A 24,522-nucleotide genomic window follows, 5' to 3' on the forward strand; every position below is an offset into this window, starting at 1 on the left:
GCAGAATAGCGGCCAGACAATCGCGAAAGTCGGCTTTACCGGTTAACTGATGAGCCTGTTCGTCACCTCGGTGAAAAACTGACGGTGAACAGGGTGACAACGGTAACAATCGCGTCTACGCGTCTTGTAAAGTCATCAGTTTCAAAGGGTTATAGCGTGAGTTCTCATGCTGTTTCGCACGGTGACCGTGACTGGGCAGTCAAGTTCCGGTCTTGCGAAGCGCCGAAACGGATCGATCTGACGAACGGAGTCGAAATATTTTTTGGGAATTAGGTTAAGACGCCGATACACTCCGCAACGGACGGCTGAAACGGCTTGTGACATATAACTGCTTGGCATAAAAGCAGGCTCACAAAGTCTTTTTGGGTTTAAAGGATTTACCTTACCTTGCAGCCAGCTGTGAACGCGGTCTAGTCAATTAGTCTTGGGGTCATTGACTCATAGAGTCGGGCCAGCGCTAATCGCGCATCCGCGGTCTTGAGCCTTAGGTCTCAGAACCAAGGAACTACAAAAATTAGATTCAAGAGGAGCGAAACACAATGAAGAAGTCCACCCTGGCCTTGGCCGTTTCTGTAAGCGTATTGGCCTCTCAGGCAGGTGCAGCTGGTTTCCTTGAAGACAGCAAGGCAACCATCAGTTCCCGTACCATGTGGTTTGAAAGCGACAACCGTGACGGTGGTGCCGACCAGCGCGAAGCTGCTGAAGGCCTGCTGTTCAACTTCATCTCTGGCTACACCCCGGGCACCGTAGGTTTCGGTCTGGACGTACAGGGTATGTACGGTTTGCACCTTGACGGTGGTAAAGGTCGTCACCCTGACAACAACAGCTTCTTCCCAAGCGACAGCGATGGTTCGGCGGTAGCCGACTGGGCTCGTGGCGGTGCAAACGCCAAGGCCAAGTTCTCCAAGACCGAGGTGAAAATCGGTACCGCTCTGCAGCCTAACCTGCCTATCCTGGTTGCCAACGATAGCCGGGTGCTGCCACAGAGCTTCACCGGCGGCACCATCCAGTCCAAAGAAATCGATGGCCTGACTTTCAACGCCGGTAAGCTGGAGCATCAGGCTGCTCGTGCTTCGAGCAACTACTCGGGTCTGTCGGTCAACGGCGCAGCTCGCGATTCGAACAATTTTATGTTCGGTGGCGTTGACTATAAAGTCACCAAAGATCTGACGTTGCAGTACTACTACGCCAACCTGGAAGATTTCTACAAGCAGCACTTCCTGGGTCTGGTACACGTTCTGCCAATCGGCGAAGACCAGTCGTTCAAGACTGACCTGCGCTACTTCGACAGCAGCTCCGATGGAAAGAACGGTCAGGGCGCTTCGGGCTACAACTTCAACAACAATGGCGGTTATGCCAAACACGCTAACGAAGTTGATAACAAAACGTGGTCTGCGATGTTCACTTACCAACTGGGCGGCCATGCTCTGATGCTGGGTCACCAGCGTGTGAACGACGATGGCGGTATGGTCTGGTTGAACCAAGGTTCGGTGCGTGACGGCAACAACCGTCCAGAGGGTGAAGGTGGCTCCAGCTTCTACCTGTTCACAGACTCGATGATTAACTCGTTCTCCCGTGCCGGCGAAAACACCACTTTCGGTCAGTACTCTTATGACTTCGCCCGTTTGGGTGTTCCAGGCCTGAAGGCTGCATTTGCCTACCTGCACGGTACCGACATCAAGGCCACCAACGGCGTCGGTGGTGATTCGTCCGAGTGGGAACGCGACATGCGCTTGGATTATGTGGTGCAGGACGGCCTGCTCAAAGGCTTCGGCGCTACCCTGCGTCGCGCCAACTACCGTGGCGATGCTTCCGGTATTCCTGACCAAGACCAGACTCGTCTGATCTTCAACTACACCTACGCTTTCAAATAAGCACTGGTTGGTTGAAAAGAGCCCCGCTTCGGCGGGGCTTTTTTATGCCTGAAAAAACTAAATCGCCGCTTTTTATAGCGAAAAGGACGCTTGCCATTGCCATTCGGTCTTTCAGTTTTAACGCGATGACATGCAAAGTAGATTCATAAAATCTAACCAAAGGAGCACGACGGTATGGGCATAAAGCTGGGCGACATCGCCCCGGACTTCGAACAGGACTCCAGCGAAGGCCTCATCAGGTTTCACGAGTGGCTGGGTGGCAAGTGGGCGGTTCTGTTCTCTCACCCCGCCGATTTTACGCCAGTCTGCACCACCGAATTGGGCTTCACCGCGAAGCTCAAGGATGAGTTTGAAAAGCGCAATGTGAAAGCCATCGCCCTGTCGGTGGATCCGGTCGACTCGCACATCAAGTGGATCGATGACATCAATTCCACCCAGAACACGATCGTCAACTTTCCGATCCTGGCGGACGCCGATCGCAAAGTTTCCGAGCTCTATGACTTGATTCATCCCAACGCCAGCGAAACGCTGACCGTACGCTCGCTGTTCGTGATCGACCCGAACAAGAAAGTGCGCCTGACCATCACCTATCCCGCCAGCACCGGTCGCAACTTCCACGAGATCCTGCGGGTGATCGATTCGCTGCAACTGACCGACAACTACAAAGTCGCCACCCCTGCGAACTGGAAGGACGGTGAAGACGTTGTGATCGTGCCGTCGATCAAAGACGAAGCCGAGATCAAGGAACGCTTTCCTAAAGGCTATAAAGCCGTCACGCCTTACCTGCGCCTGACGCCGCAGCCCAATCGCTGATACACCGATTTCAACCACGACATTCGGGCCGATTTATCGGACCTTTTTTATTTCGCCCCGCAGCAAGCCGGCTCCTGCAGTGAGCCGTGACGTAAATAGGCTTATATTCGATTAAGTGCTAATCAAATGAATAAATATGATTTTAGTGAATAACAAACCCCTGTTATGGTCTCTCCGTCTTGGCGATACGTAGCCGGTCATGAATCCCCAAACGCCTTACTCGTCCGCTATCGGGCAAGCAGGTGCCACCTGTTAGCTACACAGCAAAGGAGCGTGCCATGCGCACTGTCATTTTGCGTCGAGGCCTGGTCGCTCTGTTTGCTGCGGCGGTGTCGTTCGGCGTCCTAACACAAGCTCAAGCCGATACCTTGCGCATCGGGTATCAGAAGTACGGCACGCTGGTGCTGCTCAAAGCCAAAGGTTCGCTGGAGAAAAAACTCGCAGAGCAGGGCGTGCACGTGCAATGGACCGAATTTCCGGGTGGTCCTCAGTTGCTTGAAGGCTTGAATGTCGGCTCCATCGACTTCGGGGTCACCGGCGAGACGCCTCCCGTTTTTGCTCAGGCCGCTGGCGCTGATCTGCTCTACGTGGCGTCCGAGCCACCGGCGCCGACCAGTGAAGCGATTCTCGTGCCCAAGGACTCGGCGATCACGTCGGTCAAAGACCTGAAAGGCAAGAAGGTCGTCCTTAATAAAGGCTCTAACGTTCACTACCTGTTGGTGCGGGCGCTGGAAGACGCGGGTCTGAAATACACCGACATTCAGACCGTCTTTCTGCCGCCCGCCGACGCGCGTGCCGCTTTCGAGCGCGGCAGTGTCGATGCCTGGGTGATCTGGGACCCGTACCAGGCCGCCGCCGAACAACAGTTGCAAGCGCGCACGCTGCGTGATGGCAAAGGCATCGTCGACAACAACCAGTTTTATCTGGCGACCAAGCCCTACGCACAACAGCACACCAAAGTGATTCAGACCCTGGTCGAAGAAGTTCGCGCCGTGGGTGAGTGGTCCAAGGCCAACCCCGACGCGGTTACACAACAGGTCGCGCCATTGTTGGGCCTGCCGGAAGACATCACCAGGATTCCGGTCAAGCGACAAGGTTACGGTGCGCTGTTCATCACGCCTGAAACCGTCGCGGCGCAACAGAAGATCGTCGACACGTTTTATCAGCTCAAGCTGATCCCCAAACCGCTCAGCATCGCCGATGTGATCTGGACGCCACCCGCTGCTGTTGCGAAAGCGCAGTAAGCCTGGGCCTTGAGAGGAGACAACTCCATGAGCGTGGAAAAAGTAACCCACAAACTGGCGCCCTGGCTGCTACCGGTTGTATTGCTCGCGATCTGGCAACTGGCGGTCAGCGCCGGTTGGCTGTCGACCCGAATTCTGCCCGCGCCCAGTGCGGTGATCGAAGCCGGCGTGACGCTGGTGCGCAGTGGCGAGATCTGGACCCATCTGGCAATCAGTGGCTGGCGTGCCGGTATCGGCTTTGCCATCGGCGGTGGTATCGGTCTGGCCCTGGGGTTCATCACAGGCTTGTCGAAATGGGGCGAACGCCTGCTCGATAGCTCGGTGCAGATGATCCGCAATGTGCCGCATCTGGCGCTGATCCCGCTGGTCATCCTGTGGTTCGGCATTGATGAAAGCGCCAAGATTTTTCTGGTGGCGTTGGGCACGCTGTTCCCGATTTATCTGAACACGTATCACGGGATTCGCAATATCGACCCGGCGCTGGTGGAGATGTCGCGCAGTTATGGTTTGTCCGGTTTTGCGTTGTTCTGGCACGTCATATTGCCGGGTGCGATGCCTTCGATTCTGGTGGGTGTGCGCTTCGCAATGGGCTTCATGTGGCTGACGCTGATCGTGGCTGAAACCATCTCCGCCAGCTCCGGCATCGGCTATCTGGCGATGAATGCCAGGGAGTTTTTGCAGACTGACGTGGTGGTGCTGGCGATCGTGTTGTACGCCGTGCTCGGTAAATTGGCGGACCTCGCCGCGCGGGGTCTGGAGCGGGTCTGCCTGCGTTGGCACCCGGCGTATCAAGTGGCAAAAGGTGGCGCGCGATGAGCAATCTCCAACAACCGGCAAACCTGTTGCGCGGGATTCCCCTGCAAGTGCGCAAGCTCAAGAAAACCTTTGGCTCGCGGGAAGTCCTCAAAGACATCGACCTGCACATTCCGGCCGGGCAATTCGTGGCCGTAGTCGGTCGCAGCGGCTGTGGCAAAAGTACCTTGCTGCGCTTGCTTGCCGGCCTTGATCAACCCTCGAGCGGTCAGTTGCTCGCAGGGTCCGCTTCGCTGGCCGATGCACGAGAAGACACACGATTGATGTTCCAGGAAGCGCGTCTGCTGCCATGGAAAAAGATCATCGACAACGTCGGGCTGGGGCTCAGCGGAGACTGGCGTGGCAAAGCGCTGGAAGCACTGGAGGCCGTCGGCTTGGCCGAGCGCGCCAATGAGTGGCCCGCGTCGTTGTCCGGCGGCCAGAAACAACGTGTGGCGCTGGCGCGTGCGTTGATTCACCAACCGCGCCTGTTGCTGCTGGACGAACCGTTGGGCGCGCTCGATGCCTTGACCCGTATCGAGATGCAGCAATTGATCGAAAACCTCTGGCAGAAGCACGGCTTCACGGTGCTGTTGGTGACGCACGACGTCAGCGAGGCCGTGGCGATTGCTGACCGTGTGTTGCTGATCGAAGAAGGCCGCATCGGGCTTGATTTACAGGTCGATCTGGCGCGACCTCGTGCACGTGGCTCACACCGGCTTGCCGCGCTGGAAACCGAAGTCCTTAACCGCGTGCTGTCGCTGCCAGGCAGCCCGCCCGAACCCGAACCGTCATCACCCCTGCCCACGCAACTGCGTTGGGCCAATTGAATCCAGGTGCAATGTTGCCTCTGGAACTGATCACTCAAAGGAAGACAGACCATGACTATCAAAGCCATCAACGTTCGTAACCAGTTCAAAGGCACCATCAAGGAAATCGTCACTGGCGACGTGCTGTCCGAAATCGACGTGCAGACCGCGTCTGGCATCGTCACTTCGGTGATCACCACGCGTTCAGTGAAAGAACTTGAGCTGGTGGTCGGCAGCGAAGTGATTGCCTTCGTGAAATCCACCGAGGTGTCGATCGCCAAGTTGTGATCGATGCGGTGTGATCAATCCCGAAGGGTGCGAGCCCTTCGGGGTTTTTGCTGTGTGGGATTTGACGCGGCAGCTTGCTCGGCAGGCCGAGGCGCTTTCTTGAGGGGGCGAATTCATTCGCGATGGTATTTATCGGGCGCCAGATATGCGGGGGCTGCACGGGCGTCTCGCGAATGAATTCGCTCCCACAGGGATATGCGTCAGGACTCAAGCACGCGCTTGGGCAAGAAGGGCGGCAGGTAAAGGCCAAGATAAGCGTCGAACACCCGTTGGCCTTCTTCGGCCATGCGCGGCGTGATCGCGTTGTGCAGCTGTACCGAGCGTGCATAGACCCGGTCGGCGAGTTCGAGGGCGAGGGCGAACACTTCGATGTCGTCTGGCAAGGCGGGCAGCTGGAAGTGTTTGGCGAACAGTGCGTGCATGAGGTTGCCCAGTTCGACGTCGTGCTGACGATCCGCCTGGGTGACTTCGGTCAAGCCGTGCTGCGCCAGGATCAACTGGCGAGCGGCAGCGTCTTCACTGTAGATCGTGAGCATGCGTGCCTCGACCAGGCGTGACAGGTCTTGCCAGTGGTTGAGTCGGGCGTGGTCGATCGGTTGTTGCAGGCTTTCGCGAAAGGCGGCGTGTACATCGGCGGTCAGCCCTTCCAGCAATGCCGGGACGCTGGCGAAAAAGTGATAGACCGAGGACGGCGGAATTTCTGCGCGCTCGGCCACACTGTAAATCGACAGGCTCGCCACACCGTCAGACGCCAATAACGTACGCGCGGCCTCAAGGATCGAATCGATCCGGGCCTGACTGCGTGCGCGGGGTTTGCGGGGTGTGGCGGGGCGGGTCATCGAAGCGTCTCGAGGGCGAAAGTCCGGGCATTGTACGCGAGATCATTGAGCAGATTATGTTCGGTGTAGGAGCGCGCTTGCCCGCGATAGCGTGATGTCCGTTGATGCGTCATGCCTGACGCAACGCCATCGCGGGCAAGCGTGCTCCTACAGTGTTTCGCAGTCCCGGCAAGCCAGACTGCTACCGAAATCGATTCAAACTCCCCGTCTAAAATAAAAAACGCCCCCAGCCGTTCGGTTGGGGGCGTTCTTTTTATTTCACACCGCTATTTCACACCGTCAAACCGTGTGCAGATACCAGTTGTATTCAAGGTCGGAGATGGAGTGTTCGAACTCTTCCAGCTCACTTTCCTTGCACGCGACGAAGATATCGATGTACTTCGGATCGATGTACTTGGCCATGACTTCGCTGTCGTCCAGCTCACGCAATGCATCGCGCAGGTTGTTCGGCAGGCTCTGCTCGTTCTGCTCGTAGGAGTTGCCTTCAACAGGCGCGCCCGGTTCGATCTGGTTGGTCATGCCGTGGTGGATGCCTGCCAGAACCGATGCCATCAACAGGTAAGGGTTGGCGTCTGCACCGGCAACCCGGTGTTCGATACGCACGGCGTCCGCGGTGCCGGTAGGGACACGAACGGCCACTGTACGGTTGTCCAGACCCCAGGTAGGCGAGTTGGGCGTGTAAAACTGAGCACCGAACCGGCGATACGAGTTGACGTTCGGGCAAAGGAACGCCATCTGCGCCGGTAGGGTCTCGAGCACACCGCCGATCGCATGACGTAATGCGGCGTTCTGCTCGGGATCCTCACTGGTGAAGATGTTTTTGCCATCGCGATCCAGGATCGAGATGTGGACGTGCAGTCCGTTGCCCGCCTGGCCTGGGTAAGGCTTGGCCATGAAGGTGGTGTCCATCTCATGGTCGTAGGCGATGTTCTTGATCAGTCGCTTGAGCAGAACCGCGTAGTCGCAGGCTTTCAGCGCGTCAGCGGTGTGGTGCAGGTTCACTTCGAACTGCGCCGGAGCACTTTCCTTGACGATCGCGTCGGCAGGGATGCCTTGCTCTTTCGCACCTTCCAGAATGTCCTGGAGGCAATCGACGTATTCGTCGAGGTCGTCGATCAGGTAGACCTGTGTCGAGTGCGGGCGTTTGCCGGAGATCGGCGAGCGCGGAGGCTGTGGACGGCCGTTCACGTTTTCCTGATCGATCAGGTAGAACTCAAGCTCGAATGCCGCGCAGATGGTCAGACCCATCTCGTCGAACTTGCTGACCACTTGGCGTAGCACTTCACGAGGATCGGCGAAGAACGGCTCGCCTTCCAGTTCGTGCATGGTCATCAGCAGTTGTGCGGTAGGACGCTTCTGCCACGGTTCGTTGCAGAGAGTGTCGGGGATTGGATAACAGATTCGGTCAGCGTCACCGATGTCCAGGCCAAGGCCGGTGCTTTCCACCGTCGAGCCATTGATATCCAGTGCGAAAAGAGAAGCTGGGAGGTTGATGCCTTTTTCGTAAACCTTATGGAGGCTGGTGCGTTCAATGCGCTTGCCGCGCACCACTCCATTCATATCTGCAATCAGAAGGTCAACGTATAGAACCTCAGGATGTTCCTTAAGGAACGCGTTCGCTTCGTTGAGCTGAACGGCACGCGGGGGTACCGACATGATGCAACACCTTTGTTGTTGAAAATATCAATCATCGAGCATTACGGGGTTCAGTCAATCCGAAAGCCCAGATGAAGTCAAGAGAGCCCTGTTTTGCCCTAAAAAGGCGCCGTGAGGCCGTTTTTGCCGCACTTTAGGGCGGATTTCAGCCGTTGGAGGTGTTGGGAACTGCGATCTTGAGCGGGGCGTATTTTATTTTTTACGGGGCTGTTGTGTAAAAAAATGAACAACGCTAAGCTCGGTCGCAACCCATAACAGCAATAATACCGGGGGTCACATGTCTCGCCTTCCGCTGATCGGCGTCACCGCCTGCACTCAGCCAATCGGCTCGCATGCCTATCACATCAGTGGTGACAAATACGTCCGCGCAGTCGCCGTCGCTGCCAAGGGCCTGCCGCTGATTCTGCCGTCACTGGCAGAGCTGATCGATCCAGCCGACATACTCGCAGCGGTCGATGGTTTGCTCTTCACCGGTTCTCCATCCAACGTCGAACCCTATCACTATAGTGGTCCTGCCAGCGCGCCGGGAACTGCTCATGATCCTGCACGCGACCACACCACCTTACCTCTAATTCGTGCAGCTGTGGCCGCGGGCGTGCCTGTACTGGGCATTTGCCGTGGGTTTCAGGAGCTGAATGTGGCGTTTGGCGGCAGTCTGCATCAGAAGGTTCACGAGACGGGAACCTTCATGGATCATCGTGAGCCAGACAACGAACCTGTTGAAATTCAATACGCTCCCAGCCATCCGATGCACATCGAGCCGGGTGGTGTCTTGGCAGGTCTGGGGTTGCGAGAAGAAATTCGTGTCAATTCAATTCATGGTCAGGGCGTCGAGCGTCTCGCGCCGGGTCTGCGGGTCGAAGCGACCGCACCAGATGGCCTGATTGAAGCGATCTCGGTGCCGGAAGGCGCGCCTTTTGCTACAGCCAATGTGTTCGCATTGGGCGTTCAGTGGCATCCGGAGTGGCAGGTCACGCAAAACCCCGACTATCTTTCTATCTTCAAGGCATTTGGCGATGCCTGTCGAAAACGGGCAGCACAACGCGACGCACAAGCGTTAAAGAACGCCTGATCGCCATGATGGCGACAAGGAAATAACACCCCTGAGGTATTTATGAGTACCAACCTCGACCAGCTCACCGATTGGTTGAAAGAACACAGGATTACCGAAGTCGAGTGCATGATCTCCGACCTCACCGGTATCACGCGCGGCAAGATCTCTCCGACCAACAAGTTCATTGCCGAGAAGGGCATGCGCTTGCCGGAAAGCGTATTGCTTCAGACCGTGACCGGCGATTACGTCGAAGACGACATTTATTATGAGTTGCTGGACCCCGCAGACATCGACATGTTCTGCCGTCCTGACCAGAACGCGGTGTATCTGGTGCCCTGGGCCATAGAGCCCACTGCGCAGGTGATCCACGACACCTACGACAAGCAAGGCAACCCCATCGAGCTGTCGCCGCGAAACGTGTTGAAGAAAGTACTCAAGCTCTACGCCGATCAAGGCTGGCAGCCCATCGTGGCGCCGGAGATGGAGTTCTATCTCACCAAGCGCAGCGACGACCCGGATTATCCGTTGCAGCCGCCGGTCGGTCGTTCGGGCCGTCCGGAAACAGGCCGTCAGTCCTTCTCTATTGAAGCGGCCAACGAGTTCGACCCGCTGTTCGAAGACGTCTATGACTGGTGCGAACTGCAGAACCTGGACCTCGACACGCTGATCCACGAAGACGGCACCGCGCAGATGGAAATCAACTTCCGTCACGGCGATGCGCTGTCGCTGGCCGATCAGATCCTGGTGTTCAAGCGCACCATGCGCGAAGCAGCGCTCAAGCATGACGTGGCCGCAACCTTCATGGCCAAGCCCATGACCGGTGAGCCGGGCAGCGCCATGCACTTGCACCAGAGCATCATCGACATCGAGACCGGCAAGAACATCTTCTCTAATGAAGACGGCACCATGAGCCAGCTGTTCCTGCAGCACATTGGTGGTCTGCAGAAACTGATTCCCGAGCTGTTGCCGCTGTTTGCGCCGAACGTGAACTCGTTCCGCCGCTTCCTGCCGGACACCTCGGCGCCGGTGAACGTGGAGTGGGGCGAAGAAAACCGCACCGTCGGCCTGCGCGTCCCGGATGCCGGCCCGCAAAACCGCCGTGTGGAAAACCGCCTGCCGGGCGCCGATGCCAACCCGTATCTGGCGATTGCCGCGAGCCTGCTGTGCGGTTTCATCGGTATGGTCGAAGGCCTCAACCCGAGCGCGCCTGTCGTGGGTCGCGGTTATGAACGTCGTAACCTGCGCCTGCCGTTGACCATCGAAGACGCGCTGGAGCGGATGGAAAACAGCAAGACCATCGAGAAGTACCTGGGGCAGAAATTCATCACCGGCTACGTCGCGGTCAAGCGCGCCGAGCACGAAAACTTCAAGCGTGTGATCAGTTCGTGGGAGCGGGAATTCCTGCTCTTCGCCGTCTGAAGAAACGGGCGCCACGCGGCCTTGCAAGGTCCGTGGCGCCTGACACGCGATATCCGTCAATGGAGTGGTTTCATGAGTTCCAACAACCCGCAAACCCGCGAATGGCAAGCGCTCAGTAGCGAGCATCACTTGGCGCCGTTCAGCGACTTCAAGCAGCTCAAAGAGAAAGGCCCGCGCATCATCACCCGCGCCAAGGGCGTTTATCTGTGGGACAGCGAAGGCAACAAGATCCTCGACGGCATGGCGGGCCTGTGGTGCGTGGCCATCGGTTACGGTCGGGACGAGTTGGCCGATGCCGCCAGCAAGCAGATGCGCGAACTGCCGTATTACAACCTGTTCTTCCAGACCGCTCACCCGCCAGCGTTGCAACTGGCCAAAGCCATTTCCGACGTCGCCCCTGAGGGCATGAACCACGTGTTTTTCACCGGTTCCGGCTCCGAAGGCAACGACACTGTCTTGCGGATGGTTCGCCACTACTGGGCGGTCAAAGGCAAGCCGAACAAGAAAGTCATCATCAGCCGCATCAACGGCTACCACGGCTCTACCGTGGCGGGCGCCAGTCTGGGCGGCATGACGTATATGCATGAGCAAGGCGATCTGCCGATTCCGGGCATCGTCCACATCCCGCAGCCTTACTGGTTCGGTGAAGGTGGTGACATGACCCCTGACGCGTTCGGCGTCTGGGCGGCCGAGCAGCTGGAAAAGAAAATCCTCGAAGTCGGCGAAGACAACGTCGGCGCGTTCATCGCCGAGCCGATCCAGGGCGCGGGCGGTGTGATCGTTCCGCCTGACACCTACTGGCCGAAGATCAAGGAGATCCTCGCCAAGTACGACATCCTGTTCGTCGCCGATGAGGTGATTTGTGGCTTTGGTCGTACCGGTGAGTGGTTCGGTAGCGATTTCTACGACCTCAAGCCTGACCTGATGACCATCGCCAAGGGCCTGACCTCGGGCTATATCCCCATGGGCGGCGTGATCGTGCGCGATGAGGTGGTGAAAGTGCTGAACGAAGGCGGCGATTTCAACCACGGCTTTACCTATTCGGGTCATCCGGTGGCGGCAGCGGTCGGTCTTGAAAACATCCGCATCCTGCGTGATGAAAAGATTGTCGAGCGTGTGAAATCGGAAACGGCACCATACTTGCAAAAGCGTTTGCGTGAGTTGAGCGATCATCCGTTGGTGGGTGAAGTTCGTGGCGTCGGCATGCTGGGCGCCATCGAGCTTGTGAAAGACAAAGCCACTCGCGAGCGTTATGTCGGTCAAGGCGCGGGCATGATTTGCCGAACGTTCTGCTTCAATAACGGACTGATCATGCGAGCGGTGGGTGACACGATGATCATTTCGCCGCCGCTGGTGATCAGCTTCGCCGAGATCGATGAGTTGGTGGAAAAAGCACGCAAATGCCTGGACCTGACCCTTGAGGCACTTCAAAGCTGAGGGCGGATGTGGGAGTGAGCTTGCTCACGAAAGCGGAGTGTCAGTCACTGTATCCGGCACAGGCAGACCGCAATCGTAAGCAAGCCCACTCCCATAGAAGGGTGAGGTTGTTGGCGTGCAGATGAAATCTTTGAAAGTTATGCAATAAGGCAGGCCGGTCCGCTTGTAAGCCCGCCCAGGAAATTGCCAGACTAACGGTTGTTTTAGTCGCCGCTAACATAAAAAACATTGGAGCTGTACGAATGAAGAAATTTGGCAAAACCCTCCTCGCGTTGTCCTTGATGGGCGTGGTGTCCGCTGCGGCACACGCCGATGACAAAGTTCTGCATGTCTACAACTGGTCCGATTACATCGCGCCGAACACCATCGCTGATTTCGAAAAGGAATCGGGCATCAAAGTGGTGTATGACGTCTTCGACAGCAACGAGACCCTGGAAGCCAAATTGCTGGCCGGCAAGTCCGGTTACGACATCGTCGTTCCGTCGAACAACTTCCTGGCCAAACAGATCAAGGCCGGCGTTTACCAGGAGCTGGACAAGTCCAAGCTTTCCAACTACAAAAACCTGAACGAGAAGCTGCTCAAGGCCGTCTCGGTCAGCGACCCGGACAACAAGCACGCCTTCCCGTACATGTGGGGCTCGATCGGTATCGGCTTCAACCCGGACAAGGTCAAGGCCGCATTGGGCGCCGATGCGCCGGTCAATTCCTGGGACCTGCTGTTCAAGCCTGAAAACATCGCCAAGCTCAAAGGCTGCGGTGTGAGCTTCCTGGATTCGCCGACCGAAATGCTGCCAGTGGCGCTGCATTACCTGGGTCTGCCAACCGACAGCCAGAAGAAAGAAGACATCAAGAAGGCTCAGGATCTTTTCCTGAAAATTCGTCCTTCGGTCACGTACTTTCACTCGTCCAAATACATTTCGGACCTGGCCAACGGCAACATCTGCGTCGCCGTGGGTTATTCGGGTGACATCTACCAGGCCAAGGCCCGTGCTGAAGAAGCAGGCGGCAAGGTCAAGGTCAGCTACAACATTCCGAAAGAAGGTGCTGGCAGCTTCTACGACATGGTCGCCATTCCTAAAGACGCCGAAAACGTCGAAGGCGCCTACAAGTTCATGAACTTCCTGCTGCAGCCTAAAGTCATGGCTGAAATCACCAACGCCGTTCACTTCCCGAACGGTAACGCGGCGGCGACCGAGTTCGTCGACAAGGACATCACCTCTGACCCAGGCGTTTACCCGCCAGCCGATGTTCTGGCCAAGCTGTACGCGATCGCCGATTTGCCGGCAGCGACCCAGCGTGAAATGACTCGCGCCTGGACCAACATCAAATCGGGCAAATAAGCCTGGTCAAAGCGTGCCGCCTTATCAGCGGCACGTGCATAGCTGTGTAGGAGTGAGCTTGATCTGGGCCGCAATCGGATGCGTCATTGACACACCGCTTTCGCGGGCAAGCGCGCTCCTACAGGTCCCAAGTCGGGACAGCCATAACGAAAGTTTTTTTGCGAGCAGGGTTTATCGAAGGTAAGTTGCGCGCCGGATTTGTCACAGGCAGTCGTTACTGTCGTCGGCACGGGCAACAGGCCCACCTACTAAAAAAGGACTGCACACGTGTCTATTTCTTTATTTTCCAAAGGCTTGCTACTGGGAGCCGGCCTGACGTTCGCCGTCGGCGCTTACGCGGAGTCCACCGTCCGCATTTATAACTGGTCCGATTACATCGGCACCACGACCCTGGCGGATTTCGAATCCAGCACGGGGATCAAGACCAAATACGACGTGTTCGACTCCAACGAAACCCTGGAAGGCAAGCTGCTGGCCGGGCACACAGGCTATGACGTGGTCGTGCCGTCCAACCACTTCCTTGGCAAGCAGATCAAGGCCGGTGCGTTTCAGAAGCTGGACAAGTCGCAACTCCCCAATTATTCCAACCTCGACCCCGAGCTGATGAAGCGCCTGGAGAAGAACGATCCCGGCAATCAGTACGCCGTGCCTTATCTGTGGGGCACTAACGGAATCGGCTACAACGTCGACAAGATCAAGGAAGTGCTGGGCGTCGACACGATCGATTCCTGGGCCGTGCTGTTCGAGCCGGAGAACATCAAGAAGCTGAAGAAGTGCGGTGTTGCCTTCCTGGACTCGGCAGATGAAATGATGCCGGCCGTGCTGAATTACATGGGCCTGAACCCCAACAGCACCGACGAAAAAGACTACAAGAAAGCCGAAGACAAGCTGCTGAAAGTCCGTCCTTACGTCACCTACTTCAACTCCTCGAAATACATCACGGACCTTGCCAACGGCGACATCTGTATCGCAGCCGGTTTCTCGGGTGACGTGTTCCAGGCCAAGGCGCGTGCTGAAGAGGCGGGCAAGGGCGTGAACATCGCGTATTCGATTCCCAAAGAGGGCGGCAACCTGTGGTTCGACATGCTGGCGATCCCGGCCGATGCGCCAGACGTCAAAGCAGCCCACGCCTTCATCAACTACATCCTCAAGCCTGACGTCATTGCCAAAGTCAGCGACCAGGTGGGTTACGCCAACCCGAACCCGGCTTCGGGCGAGCTGATGGATCAGGACATTCGCAACGACGAATCGGTGTACCCCTCGAAGGAAGTACAGCAGCGTCTGTACGTGAACTCCGAGTTGCCACCGAAAATTCAGCGTGTGATGACGCGCAGCTGGACCAAGATCAAATCCGGTAAATAAAGACCTGGCGCCCGGCCGTATTGGCCGGGCGCAAAAACAGTTGGGAGTTTCACCCATGGCAGTTGCCTCCGGCGCCTACAAAAAAGCCCTTGAGGGTGGTCAGCAACCGAAACAGGTGCTGGTCAAAATCGATCGGGTCACGAAGAAGTTCGATGAGACGGTTGCTGTGGACGATGTGTCTCTGCAGATCAACAAGGGCGAGATCTTCGCCTTGCTTGGCGGTTCTGGTTCAGGGAAGTCCACGCTCCTGCGCATGCTGGCCGGTTTCGAGCGACCGACCGAGGGCCGGATCTTCCTCGACGGCGTCGACATCACCGACATGCCGCCGTACGAACGTCCGATCAACATGATGTTCCAGTCCTACGCGCTCTTTCCGCACATGACCGTGGCGCAGAACATCGCCTTCGGTCTGCAGCAGGACAAGCTGCCCAAGGCCGAGGTCGAGGCTCGTGTCGCCGAGATGCTCAAGCTGGTGCAGATGACCCAGTACGCCAAGCGCAAGCCGCACCAACTGTCCGGTGGTCAACGTCAGCGTGTGGCGCTGGCGCGGTCGCTGGCCAAGAAGCCGAAGCTGCTGTTGCTCGACGAGCCGATGGGCGCGCTGGACAAGAAGCTGCGTTCGCAGATGCAACTGGAGCTGGTGGAGATCATCGAGCGCGTCGGTGTGACGTGCGTGATGGTGACCCACGACCAGGAAGAGGCCATGACCATGGCCCAGCGCATCGCGATCATGCACTTGGGCTGGATCGCCCAGATCGGCAGCCCGGTCGACATCTACGAAACACCTACCAGCCGTCTGGTCTGTGAGTTCATCGGCAACGTCAACCTGTTCGACGGTGAAGTCATCGAGGACATGGAAGGTCACGCGCTGATTCGCAGCCCCGAGCTTGAGCGCAATATCTACGTCGGCCACGGGGTCAGCACCTCGGTGGAAGACAAGCACATTACCTACGCTATTCGCCCGGAAAAACTGCTGATCACCACCGAGCAGCCGGCCTACGAATACAACTGGTCGCGCGGCAAGGTCCACGACATCGCTTATCTGGGCGGTCACTCGGTGTTCTACGTGCAACTGGCCTGCGGCAAGCTGGTTCAGTCCTTTGTTGCCAACGCCGAGCGCCGTGGCGCGCGGCCGACCTGGGACGACGAAGTGTTCGTCTGGTGGGAAGACGACAGCGGCGTGGTACTGCGGTCATGAAAATTCGAAAAATCAAACGTGCGCTCAACCGAATAACGCCCAATGGCCGTCAGGCGGTCATCGGGGTTCCATTCCTCTGGCTGTTCCTGTTTTTCGCGCTGCCGTTTCTGATCGTTATTAAAATCAGTTTCGCCGAAGCCGACGTCGCGATTCCGCCGTACACCGAGATCTTCACGTACGCCGAGCAGAAGCTCGACATCGTGCTCAACTTCGCCAACTACGCGTTGTTGACCGGGGACGACCTGTACATTTCGGCGTACCTGGGCTCGCTGAAAATGGCCTTCTTCAGCACCTTGCTGTGCCTGTTGATCGGCTATCCGATGGCCTACGGCATCTCTATCGCCCGCAAGGAAATGCAGACGGTGCTGTTGCTGCTGATCATGATGCCAACCTGGACGGCCATCCTGATCCGCGTGTATGCCTGGATGGGCATCCTCAGCAACAACGGCCTGCTCAATGCGTTCCTGATGTGGCTCGGCGTGATCCACGAGCCGTTGCAGATTCTCAACACCAACCTGGCGGTCTACATCGGCGTGGTGTACTCGTACCTGCCGTTCATGATTCTGCCGCTGTACGCCAACCTGGTGAAGCACGATCAAAGCCTGCTGGAAGCCGCGTCGGACCTCGGTTCGAGCACCTTCAACAGCTTCTGGAAGATCACCGTGCCGCTGTCGAAAAACGGCATCATCGCTGGCTGCATGCTGGTGTTCATCCCGGTGGTGGGTGAGTTCGTTATCCCTGAATTGCTGGGCGGCCCCGAGACGCTGATGATCGGTAAAGTCCTGTGGCAGGAGTTCTTCAACAACCGCGACTGGCCGGTGGCGTCTGCGCTGGCGGTGGTGATGCTGTTGATCCTTATCGTGCCGATCATTCTGTTCAACCGTAGCCAGGCCAAAGAACTGGAGGGCAAAGCATGAGAGGCTTCCGATTCTCGAACCTGATGTTGGTACTGGGGCTGGTCTTCATCTACGCGCCCATGGTCATCCTGGTGATTTACTCGTTCAACGCCTCCAAACTGGTGACGGTCTGGGGCGGCTGGTCGGTGAAGTGGTACGTCGGCCTGCTCGACAACACCCAACTGATGAGCGCAGTGGCCCGTTCGCTGGAAATCGCCTGCTACACCTCAGTCGCGGCGGTTGCCCTCGGCACCATGGCGGCGTTCGTGCTGACCCGCGTGACGCGCTTCAAAGGGCGTACGTTCTTCGGCGGTCTGGTGACCGCGCCGTTGGTCATGCCTGAGGTCATCACCGGTCTGTCACTGTTGCTGCTGTTCGTGGCGATGGCGCAGTGGATCGGCTGGCCGCAGGAGCGTGGCGTCGTCACGATCTGGATCGCCCACACGACGTTCTGTGCGGCGTATGTGGCGGTAGTGGTGTCGGCCCGTCTGCGTGAGCTCGACATGTCCATCGAGGAAGCGGCGATGGATCTGGGCGCGCGACCGTGGAAGGTGTTCTTCCTGATCACCATCCCGATGATCGCACCGTCGCTGGCCGCGGGCGCCATGATGTCCTTCGCGCTGTCGCTGGATGACCTGGTGTTGGCGAGCTTCGTGTCGGGCCCTGGTTCGACGACCTTGCCGATGGAAGTGTTCTCGGCCGTGCGCCTGGGTGTGAAGCCAGAGATCAACGCCATTGCCAGCCTGATTCTGCTGGCCGTGTCGATCGCGACGTTCCTGGTGTGGTTCTTCAGCCGTCGTGCAGAAGAGAAGCGCAGAAAGGCGATCCAGCAAGCCATCGAAGAGGCAGCGGCGGATGGCTGGAAACAGCCGGATGTGCGCCGTGCTCAGGTGGTTGAGTCAGTTTGAGCGGGTCCAGCAGCAAGTCATGATCATTCCCCCGCCCCGCGTGGGAATGCATCCGCTGACGCTTTGCGTCGTTGATCGGTGGACGCGGAGCGTGGGAACGATCAAAGATCACAGCTGATGTTGAGCCTGTAGGAGCGTGGCTTGTCCCGCGATCTGACGGGGACCGGCAGCAAACCCTGTGAATGCGATCTGCCAGACAGGCCGTATGTACCGGGTTTGCGACGGGTTCCCCGCTAATCGTGGGACACGCCACACTCCTACGTGTGATCGATGTCGTCAGTGACTCGGCACCAACCGCAACTCCTCTTTGCTGTTCCCCGCCACATCCCCCTCACTGAACTGCTCCGGCACGTACTGGCCGGCGATGTAGCGCTGTGCCTGATCGGCGTAGTGCTTATCGAACAGCACGCCGCTTTGCCCAACCGGGTTGATGCCCAGCGCATGGGCCGGGTCGGCGAAGTCGATCAGGCGCCGAGTCGACGGGCCATAGGTCACAGGCCAGGGGGCAGTGGTGATGCTCGCCGACAGGTTATTCGGCACTTCATGGGTCCCGGGCGCGGCAAACGGGCCGACGTTGAACAGCATGTCCAGCGGCGGCTGCCGGCCCAGCGGATGTTCGTGTGTCAATGTGTGCGCCTTGCCCCAGGTCCACTCGTCTGCGTTCAGCCCGTAGAGCGACTTCAAATGAGACACCGTCGCATGCCACGCCACTTTCACGGTGTTGTCGCGGCTTTCCGGTTCGGGCGAGTTACGGTTGTTCCACCAGGGGGAATTGGCATCGGCGGCAAGTTTCGGCAGCGCCATGTCGATCACGCGCGTCGAGAGCAGGGTTGCGAACAGCCCGTCTCCCAGTTCATCGCGAAAGGTCTGGTCGCAGAGGTTGTAGAGGAACTGGTTGAAGAGCGTCGCGCCTACCGAATCGACTGAATAATCGCCTTTCCAGGCAGCCAGGCGTTCGATCAGATCGTGCTCTTCAGGATCGGTGATGACCCGACGCAGCACGGGAATCAAGGGTTTGAGAATCTGCGCGGCATAGTCAGTCCGGGTGCCCAATTGCAGCGCCTGGCTGTTTTCCAGGTTCCACTTCACCGACGGATCACTCAGTTGCCTGTTCAACTGACGACCGCGTTCGGCGAGGTTGTAGTAGCCCGGAATTTCCATTCCCGTTGGCGACACGGGCTGGAAGTTGGCCGACACGATATAACCCCGCGCCGGGTTTTCTTCCTGAGGGTTGGCGCTGAAAGGATAGAACCCGTCCTTGTCGGCCTGGCTGGTGCTGCCGTCGAGAAGAAAGGCCGGGTTTACGCCTGCCGGACGCTTGGGCAACTGAGCGGCTGCCCACCAGCCGATATCGCCTTTGGCGTTGGCGTAGACCACGTTCAGGCCCGGTGACTGGATCTTCTCGGCGGCGCTGCGCATCTTGTCCAGCGTGTCGGCGCGGTTGGCTTCGTAGAAGCCTTGCAGGATCGGGTTCTCGGACTCCAGGAACGACCACCACATGGCAACCGGCGTATCGGCGTGCTCTTGAATACCTCTGGCGTTCAGTACGTCGTTGACGATCGGGCCGTGGGGCGACTGGCGCAGCGTGAAGGTAATCGGCGATTCGCCTTTGACCTTGATCTGCTCGGGCCGCGAGGTCATCTCTGCCCACGCGCCGTGGTACCAGATCTGATTGGGGTTCTCGGGGTTGACCTTCTCGGCGATCAGGTCGACGTCGTCGTTCTGGAACATGGTCAGGCTCCAGCCGAAATCCATGTTGTGGCCGAGGAGGGCGAACGGATTGAGCGCCTGAAAGTGGCCGTATAACTCGAAGCCGGGAGCGGACAGCTGCGCTTCGTACCACACTGCGGGCACCGAGAACCGAATGTGCGGATCGCCCGCCAGCAACGGCTTGCCGCTCTGCGTGCGACTGCCTGACACCGCCCAGGCATTGCTGCCCTCGAATTGCGGCAGGCCTGCATCCTCCAGCGCTTGCTGGCTGAGCAGCGCCAGGTCGCTCAGGCCTCTCCAGTCCTTGCTGCTCAGCGCAGGCCCCTGGCCCAACGCGCCTTGGGTTTGCCAGTCGAGATCGAAGACCTTCAAGTACTGCGGCCCGAGCTGATCGCGCACATAAGTCAGCAGCGGTTCGGTACGAAACGCGGCCGCAAAACTGTACGCCAGATAGCCGCCAATGCTCAGGGTGTCTTCTGCGGTAAAAGGACGCTTGTCGATGCCCAGCACGTCGAATTCGACGGGTCTGGGGTGAGTCGCCTGAAACTGGTTCACGCCATCCAGATAGGCTTCTAGGGCCTTCCAGGCAGGCGTGTTCTTGTCTTGGCGGGCCACGTATTCGTCGGCATGTTCACGAATGCGCAGGCTGCGGAACAGTTTGTCGGTGTTGACCAGCTTCGGTCCGAGGATTTCGGCCAATTCGCCACGGGCGAGCCTGCGCAGTATTTCCATCTGGAACAGGCGATCCTGCGCGTGCACATAACCCAGCGCGCGGTACAGGTCGTCCTGATTTTCGGCCTTGATGTGCGGCACGCCGCGTTCGTCGTAACGCACACTGACCGGCGCCTTGAGACTGTTCAGCGCCAGCTCGCCGTTGCGCACCGGTTGTTTGCTGTGGATATACCAGGCACCGCCGCCAGCGATCAGGAGGATCAACAAAGCGATGACGGAAAGGCTGCGTTTCATCCAGAAGGCTCAAAAGGTGATTGAGAAGGTTTCGCAGGCTACAGAATCGGCGCGACGCTGGGTAGGCGGCGATGACACCCGATTGTGTAGGAGCGCCCGCGATGAACGATAACGTAGGTTTCCTGATAGGCCGTGCCGCCTGATCCGCGGGCAAGCGCGCTCCTACAGGTAGGCGACTCGCATCAGATCTTATTGCGTTAAGCTCCTTCCTACGCCACCAAAGGGCTTTACCCATGCGATTTCAATCTTGCGCCCTGACGCTTTTGTTGGCGCTGCTTTCTGCTCAGGCAGTCGCCTTCACCGGCCCCAAGCCCGGCGATGTCATCGAAGTCACGCTTGACCAGGTCCACCCCACGCAGGCGGTGATCGGGTTCGATCAGGTGTATTACAAGCTTGAGCGCTTCGCCAAGGATCGCCAGAAGCTGTTCGATGAGATCTGCGAAAGCAACGGTCAGGATGAAGCGAAACCCGTCAGTGAAAGCGCCGACCCACTGAAGCCTGAAAGCTTCACCTGCAAGGACGAACCAAACGCCCATCCTGAAGAGATGAAAACCGTGGTGGTCGGTCCCGGTGGCCAGTTCTATCTCACGGATGGTCATCACACCTTCACCACGCTGTGGGAGCAGCCCGGTGCAGGGGCGCAACTGAAGATGAAGGTGCGCATCACCGACGTTTTCAGCGACAGCGCCGACATGGCGACATTCTGGAAACGCATGGAAAAGGCCCACAAAGTCTGGCTTAAGGACGGCAACGGCCAAGCGCTTTCACCCGATCAATTGCCCGCGCACGTTGGCTTGAAATCGATGCAGAACGACCTCCTGCGCAGCATCGTCTATTTCGTTCGTGGCGCCGCCTATGACAAACCCAAGGCTGGCGATGTGTCTCCGGAATTTCTGGAGTTTTATTGGGCTGACTGGCTGCGTGACCGGCTCAAGCTGGCGGACTTCAACCTCAGCGAACGCAGCGGTTATCACCAGGCGTTGCAGGCAGCGAGTGATTTGATGGTTAAGCCGCCGTTGAGCAAGACCATCGGCGGCGGTCTGACGGCGAAACAGCTAGGTGGTTTCAAGTCGGTGAAGCGCAAGGCGTTGACCAAGACTGCGAGTGAGAAGCTGCCGTACGTGATCGATTACAAGGACACGCACTGATCGATGGCCCTGATGGCGGCGAGCAATCTGTGGGAGCCCGGCGATCATAAGATCTGAGTCAGTCAGGACCCAGCCAAGGGCAATAGCAGCCGACCGCCATGGTATGTGTGGCGCTGACCGGGCGATCGCTTTTGAGCGCCAGAAGGATCGGCTCGATAAAGCTGTTCTGTGAATTGCAGATCAGCCCTTCGCTGTAAGGCCCGAAATACGCAAGCCTGCCCTGACGGTCCCAGATCGCGACCGCAGGGCTGGCGGTGATCCGCTCGGCACCCGGCAGGCTGCCAAGGGGTTTGATCGCGCTCAAGGTAGACGGCAGTTTTCCATGAGTGCCCGGCTTCTGGACCGCATAGAAATCCACGCCATTGGCGCCCGCGAAATGCTCCACGAGCTGGCTCAGGTGTTCCTGATTGCCGACGTTGCAGGGGCAGGCCGGGTCCCAGAAATGCACGACCCTGATACGCCCCGGTCCGGCCAGCGCTGGCGGCAGGCTCAGGACATCGCCGGCAAACAACGCCGTCTGATCACTGAACGCACGGATGTATCGGCCCTCAAACCATTCATAGCCTGCCCATAACGCCGCCGCGCAGATGACCGTAGTCAGCGCAATGAATGCAGTGCGATGTCGAGTGCTTGGGTGGACAGTCATGGGGCGGGCTTCGATTTGGGTGACGTAGCTTGCCACGCCTGAGTGGACAGAAGAAACTCACGGGCAGTCGTCACTTTTTATTTCCTGTTTGGCTGATGGATTACCGATGTCCAACACGTTCGACCCCGATCACCTGCGGGCCAGTCTGCAACCGTTGAGCGCCCGGCAGCCGATGTCCGATGAAGGCCTGGCTTACCAGCGTTTCTACACCCTGGCCGGGCTCGGTCGTGATGGTCTGGTCAACAGCCGTCTCGGTCGCTTCGAGGTCGGCGGCTACGAGATCGTCACCCAACTCTGGATGCCTGAGAACCCGGTCGCGACGCTGGTTTTGGTGCATGGCTTCTACGATCACATGGGGTTGTACCGGCACGTCATCGAGTGGGCGCTGGAGCTGGGCTTTGCAGTGGTGTCCTGTGATCTGCCAGGGCATGGACTGTCTAGCGGGAGCCGGGCGAGCATTATCGACTTTGCCGAATATCAGCTGGTGCTCGACCGGTTGTTCGTCGAGGCCGAGACTCTCCAACTGCCCAAACCCTGGCACCTGTGTGGACAGAGCACGGGCGGCGCCATCGTGATTGACCACCTGCTTAATCACGGCGATGAAAGCCCGGCACAAGGGCAGTCGATCCTGCTCGCGCCGTTGGTACGACCGAGGGGATGGACCTGGTCGAAAGTCAGTTATTACCTGTTGCGGGCGTTCGTCAAAGGCATCGACCGACGCTTCAGCGAGAACTCCAATGCGCCTGCGTTTCTGCCGTTTCTGATGGCCGACCCGTTGCAGCCCCGGCGCTTGCCGACGGCGTGGGTCGGGGCGCTGGCCAAATGGATCGAGCGCATAGAACACGCGCCCCGCAGCCGCCGCAGTCCGTTGATCGTGCAAGGCGAGTCCGACATGACCGTGGACTGGAGCCACAACCTTGCGGTGCTCAACGACAAATTCGATCACCCGCAGATTTTCATGCTGCACGAGGCGCGGCATCACCTGGCCAATGAATTGCCGGAGATACGCGAGCGGTTCTTTGAGTTTTTGACTCGGCGGATGGTGCAGACCCAGATATCCTGAGGCCTTTACCTGTAGGAGCCGGCCTGGCGAATGCGGTGGTTCAGCTACATTGATGCTGGATGACGCACCGCATTCGCTGCCCTCGTAACCTCGGACGTCCTACAGGGATCGGGTTGATGCGCAAACTTGTGCTGAGACCTGTGGGCCGGCTTGCTGGCGAATGCATCCGTTCAGACACACCAGGGTTGAATGACACACCGCGTTCGCCAGCAAGCCGGCTCCTGCAGTGAAGTCGCTAGCCCCAGAGTTGACTACTTCACGTTCTGCCCAACCGCCAACCCCGCGCGAATCGCGGCCAGGGCGGCCTGATAATAGGCCTTGCCTTCGTTGGACTCGGCAAAGGTCGAGAACTCGTCCAGCTCCGAGTCTGACAAGTCGCGGTAGACGTACAACAGCGTGTTGCTCATGTCGTTGCTGATCTGCGCCATCAGCCGCTCGCGCTGACCGTCGAGCATGGCCTGTGTCGTTCCTCCGCCCATCAGTCCCGGAATCATCGAGCTCAGGCTGTCGGCTGCCACGCCGGCGATGGCCAGGCTCACTTCTGCGCCCGCCTCTTTGGCAGGCAGCGCGCTGACCAGGTGACCGATGATGAGCAGGCGGTTGTCGCTGGCCTGCATCTTAGGCAACCCCTGCGCGTTCTTTGCCAGTTGGTCGGGGCGCGTGGCGGTGAGTTCGGCGTTGACGATCTTGCGGCCCAGAGGTGACTGGAAGAACTGCAGGGCGGGGTTGGGGTCCGTCAGGGTCTGACGCAGTCTCTGTTCGGCACGCTGGTCCATGGCCTGAGGAGCGAAGCGCTGGTTGCTGTTGTTCACCAGCGCGTCGAACACGGCAGGCGGCAGGCTGTTCTTGTAGCGCTGTTGTGCGGCTTTGAGGGCGTCGTTGAAATGCGCGCGCTGTTCTGGCCAGCCGGCGACCTTGTACAGCTGGTCGTGGCCGTCTGCCCAGGCGGGCATGGTGCAGAACATCAACATCAGGAAAAACAGACGGCGCATTAGAGACTCCTGTCGGCAGGCCGCTATTCTCGGCGGGGCGGCGGGGATTTGTCGAGTTAACAGTTGCC

Annotated in this window: 21 protein-coding genes; 16 read left to right on the plus strand and 5 right to left on the minus strand. The window is 58.4% G+C overall.

Annotated elements, in window-relative coordinates; all coding sequences use genetic code 11:
• Positions 1 to 539: 539 nt before the first annotated feature.
• The 6 genes from BLS87_RS28560 to BLS87_RS28585 all read left to right on the plus strand — a co-directional run bounded on the left by BLS87_RS28560 (position 540) and on the right by BLS87_RS28585 (position 5,820).
• Positions 540 to 1,874, plus strand: a complete 1,335-nt coding sequence (locus BLS87_RS28560) for an OprD family porin (protein ID WP_074758062.1) — start codon at positions 540 to 542, stop codon at positions 1,872 to 1,874.
• Between the two features lie 174 nt (positions 1,875 to 2,048).
• Positions 2,049 to 2,687, plus strand: a complete 639-nt coding sequence (locus tag BLS87_RS28565) for a peroxiredoxin (RefSeq protein ID WP_074758064.1) — start codon at positions 2,049 to 2,051, stop codon at positions 2,685 to 2,687.
• Between the two features lie 278 nt (positions 2,688 to 2,965).
• Positions 2,966 to 3,931 (plus strand): sulfonate ABC transporter substrate-binding protein, encoded by a 966-nt coding sequence (locus BLS87_RS28570; RefSeq protein ID WP_074758066.1) that lies wholly within the window; start codon positions 2,966 to 2,968, stop codon positions 3,929 to 3,931.
• A gap of 27 nt (positions 3,932 to 3,958) precedes the next feature.
• On the plus strand, positions 3,959 to 4,747 hold the full coding sequence (gene ssuC, locus BLS87_RS28575; protein ID WP_074758068.1) for an aliphatic sulfonate ABC transporter permease SsuC: 789 nt from the start codon (positions 3,959 to 3,961) through the stop codon (positions 4,745 to 4,747).
• Complete coding sequence (ssuB, locus tag BLS87_RS28580; RefSeq protein WP_074758070.1) at positions 4,744 to 5,553, plus strand: aliphatic sulfonates ABC transporter ATP-binding protein; 810 nt, start codon at positions 4,744 to 4,746, stop codon at positions 5,551 to 5,553. Before ssuC ends, ssuB begins: the two co-directional genes overlap by 4 nt.
• 51 nt (positions 5,554 to 5,604) lie before the next feature.
• Positions 5,605 to 5,820: a TOBE domain-containing protein gene (locus BLS87_RS28585; RefSeq protein WP_062379390.1), complete on the plus strand. Its 216-nt coding sequence runs from the start codon at positions 5,605 to 5,607 to the stop codon at positions 5,818 to 5,820.
• 200 nt (positions 5,821 to 6,020) lie between these two features.
• Here BLS87_RS28585 and BLS87_RS28590 read toward each other — a convergent pair whose 3' ends face one another.
• Positions 6,021 to 6,659, minus strand: a complete 639-nt coding sequence (locus tag BLS87_RS28590; RefSeq protein ID WP_074758072.1) for a TetR/AcrR family transcriptional regulator — start codon at positions 6,657 to 6,659, stop codon at positions 6,021 to 6,023.
• A gap of 279 nt (positions 6,660 to 6,938) precedes the next feature.
• Positions 6,939 to 8,315, minus strand: a complete 1,377-nt coding sequence (locus BLS87_RS28595; protein WP_074758074.1) for a glutamine synthetase family protein — start codon at positions 8,313 to 8,315, stop codon at positions 6,939 to 6,941.
• 277 nt (positions 8,316 to 8,592) lie between these two features.
• Here BLS87_RS28595 and BLS87_RS28600 point away from each other — a divergent pair, with 277 nt between their 5' ends.
• The 8 genes from BLS87_RS28600 to BLS87_RS28635 all read left to right on the plus strand — a co-directional run bounded on the left by BLS87_RS28600 (position 8,593) and on the right by BLS87_RS28635 (position 17,929).
• On the plus strand, positions 8,593 to 9,387 hold the full coding sequence (locus BLS87_RS28600; RefSeq protein WP_074758076.1) for a gamma-glutamyl-gamma-aminobutyrate hydrolase family protein: 795 nt from the start codon (positions 8,593 to 8,595) through the stop codon (positions 9,385 to 9,387).
• Positions 9,388 to 9,429: 42 nt separating this feature from the next.
• A complete protein-coding gene (locus BLS87_RS28605; RefSeq protein WP_074758078.1) occupies positions 9,430 to 10,788 on the plus strand; it encodes a glutamine synthetase family protein in 1,359 nt (452 codons plus the stop codon).
• A 72-nt stretch (positions 10,789 to 10,860) separates the two neighbouring features.
• Complete coding sequence (locus BLS87_RS28610) at positions 10,861 to 12,225, plus strand: aspartate aminotransferase family protein (RefSeq protein WP_074758080.1); 1,365 nt, start codon at positions 10,861 to 10,863, stop codon at positions 12,223 to 12,225.
• Between the two features lie 242 nt (positions 12,226 to 12,467).
• Positions 12,468 to 13,565, plus strand: a complete 1,098-nt coding sequence (locus tag BLS87_RS28615) for a polyamine ABC transporter substrate-binding protein (RefSeq protein WP_074758082.1) — start codon at positions 12,468 to 12,470, stop codon at positions 13,563 to 13,565.
• A 267-nt stretch (positions 13,566 to 13,832) separates the two neighbouring features.
• Complete coding sequence (locus BLS87_RS28620) at positions 13,833 to 14,927, plus strand: polyamine ABC transporter substrate-binding protein (RefSeq protein ID WP_074758084.1); 1,095 nt, start codon at positions 13,833 to 13,835, stop codon at positions 14,925 to 14,927.
• A gap of 55 nt (positions 14,928 to 14,982) precedes the next feature.
• Entirely contained in the window at positions 14,983 to 16,125 is a 1,143-nt protein-coding gene (potA, locus tag BLS87_RS28625; protein WP_074758086.1) for a polyamine ABC transporter ATP-binding protein, read from the plus strand.
• The gene (locus tag BLS87_RS28630; RefSeq protein ID WP_074758088.1) at positions 16,122 to 17,042 is read left to right on the plus strand and encodes an ABC transporter permease subunit; all 921 of its coding nucleotides are present in this window, start codon (positions 16,122 to 16,124) and stop codon (positions 17,040 to 17,042) included. Before potA ends, BLS87_RS28630 begins: the two co-directional genes overlap by 4 nt.
• Complete coding sequence (locus tag BLS87_RS28635; protein ID WP_074758090.1) at positions 17,039 to 17,929, plus strand: ABC transporter permease subunit; 891 nt, start codon at positions 17,039 to 17,041, stop codon at positions 17,927 to 17,929. Before BLS87_RS28630 ends, BLS87_RS28635 begins: the two co-directional genes overlap by 4 nt.
• 276 nt (positions 17,930 to 18,205) lie before the next feature.
• Here BLS87_RS28635 and BLS87_RS28640 read toward each other — a convergent pair whose 3' ends face one another.
• Positions 18,206 to 20,605: a penicillin acylase family protein gene (locus BLS87_RS28640; protein WP_074758092.1), complete on the minus strand. Its 2,400-nt coding sequence runs from the start codon at positions 20,603 to 20,605 to the stop codon at positions 18,206 to 18,208.
• Positions 20,606 to 20,838: 233 nt separating this feature from the next.
• On the opposite strand from BLS87_RS28640, the gene BLS87_RS28645 reads away from it, so the two are divergent.
• A complete protein-coding gene (locus BLS87_RS28645) occupies positions 20,839 to 21,753 on the plus strand; it encodes a ParB/Srx family N-terminal domain-containing protein (protein WP_074758094.1) in 915 nt (304 codons plus the stop codon).
• Between the two features lie 58 nt (positions 21,754 to 21,811).
• Here the strand turns inward: BLS87_RS28645 and BLS87_RS28650 are convergent, their stop codons facing one another.
• Positions 21,812 to 22,399 (minus strand): DUF6436 domain-containing protein, encoded by a 588-nt coding sequence (locus tag BLS87_RS28650; RefSeq protein WP_208605215.1) that lies wholly within the window; start codon positions 22,397 to 22,399, stop codon positions 21,812 to 21,814.
• A gap of 106 nt (positions 22,400 to 22,505) precedes the next feature.
• On the opposite strand from BLS87_RS28650, the gene bipL reads away from it, so the two are divergent.
• Positions 22,506 to 23,462, plus strand: coding sequence for a phospholipase BipL (bipL, locus tag BLS87_RS28655; RefSeq protein ID WP_074758098.1), 957 nt, complete (start codon positions 22,506 to 22,508; stop codon positions 23,460 to 23,462).
• Between the two features lie 251 nt (positions 23,463 to 23,713).
• Here bipL and BLS87_RS28660 read toward each other — a convergent pair whose 3' ends face one another.
• Complete coding sequence (locus BLS87_RS28660) at positions 23,714 to 24,454, minus strand: DUF2059 domain-containing protein (protein ID WP_074758100.1); 741 nt, start codon at positions 24,452 to 24,454, stop codon at positions 23,714 to 23,716.
• Positions 24,455 to 24,522: the final 68 nt, after the last annotated feature.

Origin of the sequence: Pseudomonas abietaniphila, assembly GCF_900100795.1 — a bacterium.
GTDB lineage: Bacteria > Pseudomonadota > Gammaproteobacteria > Pseudomonadales > Pseudomonadaceae > Aquipseudomonas > Aquipseudomonas abietaniphila.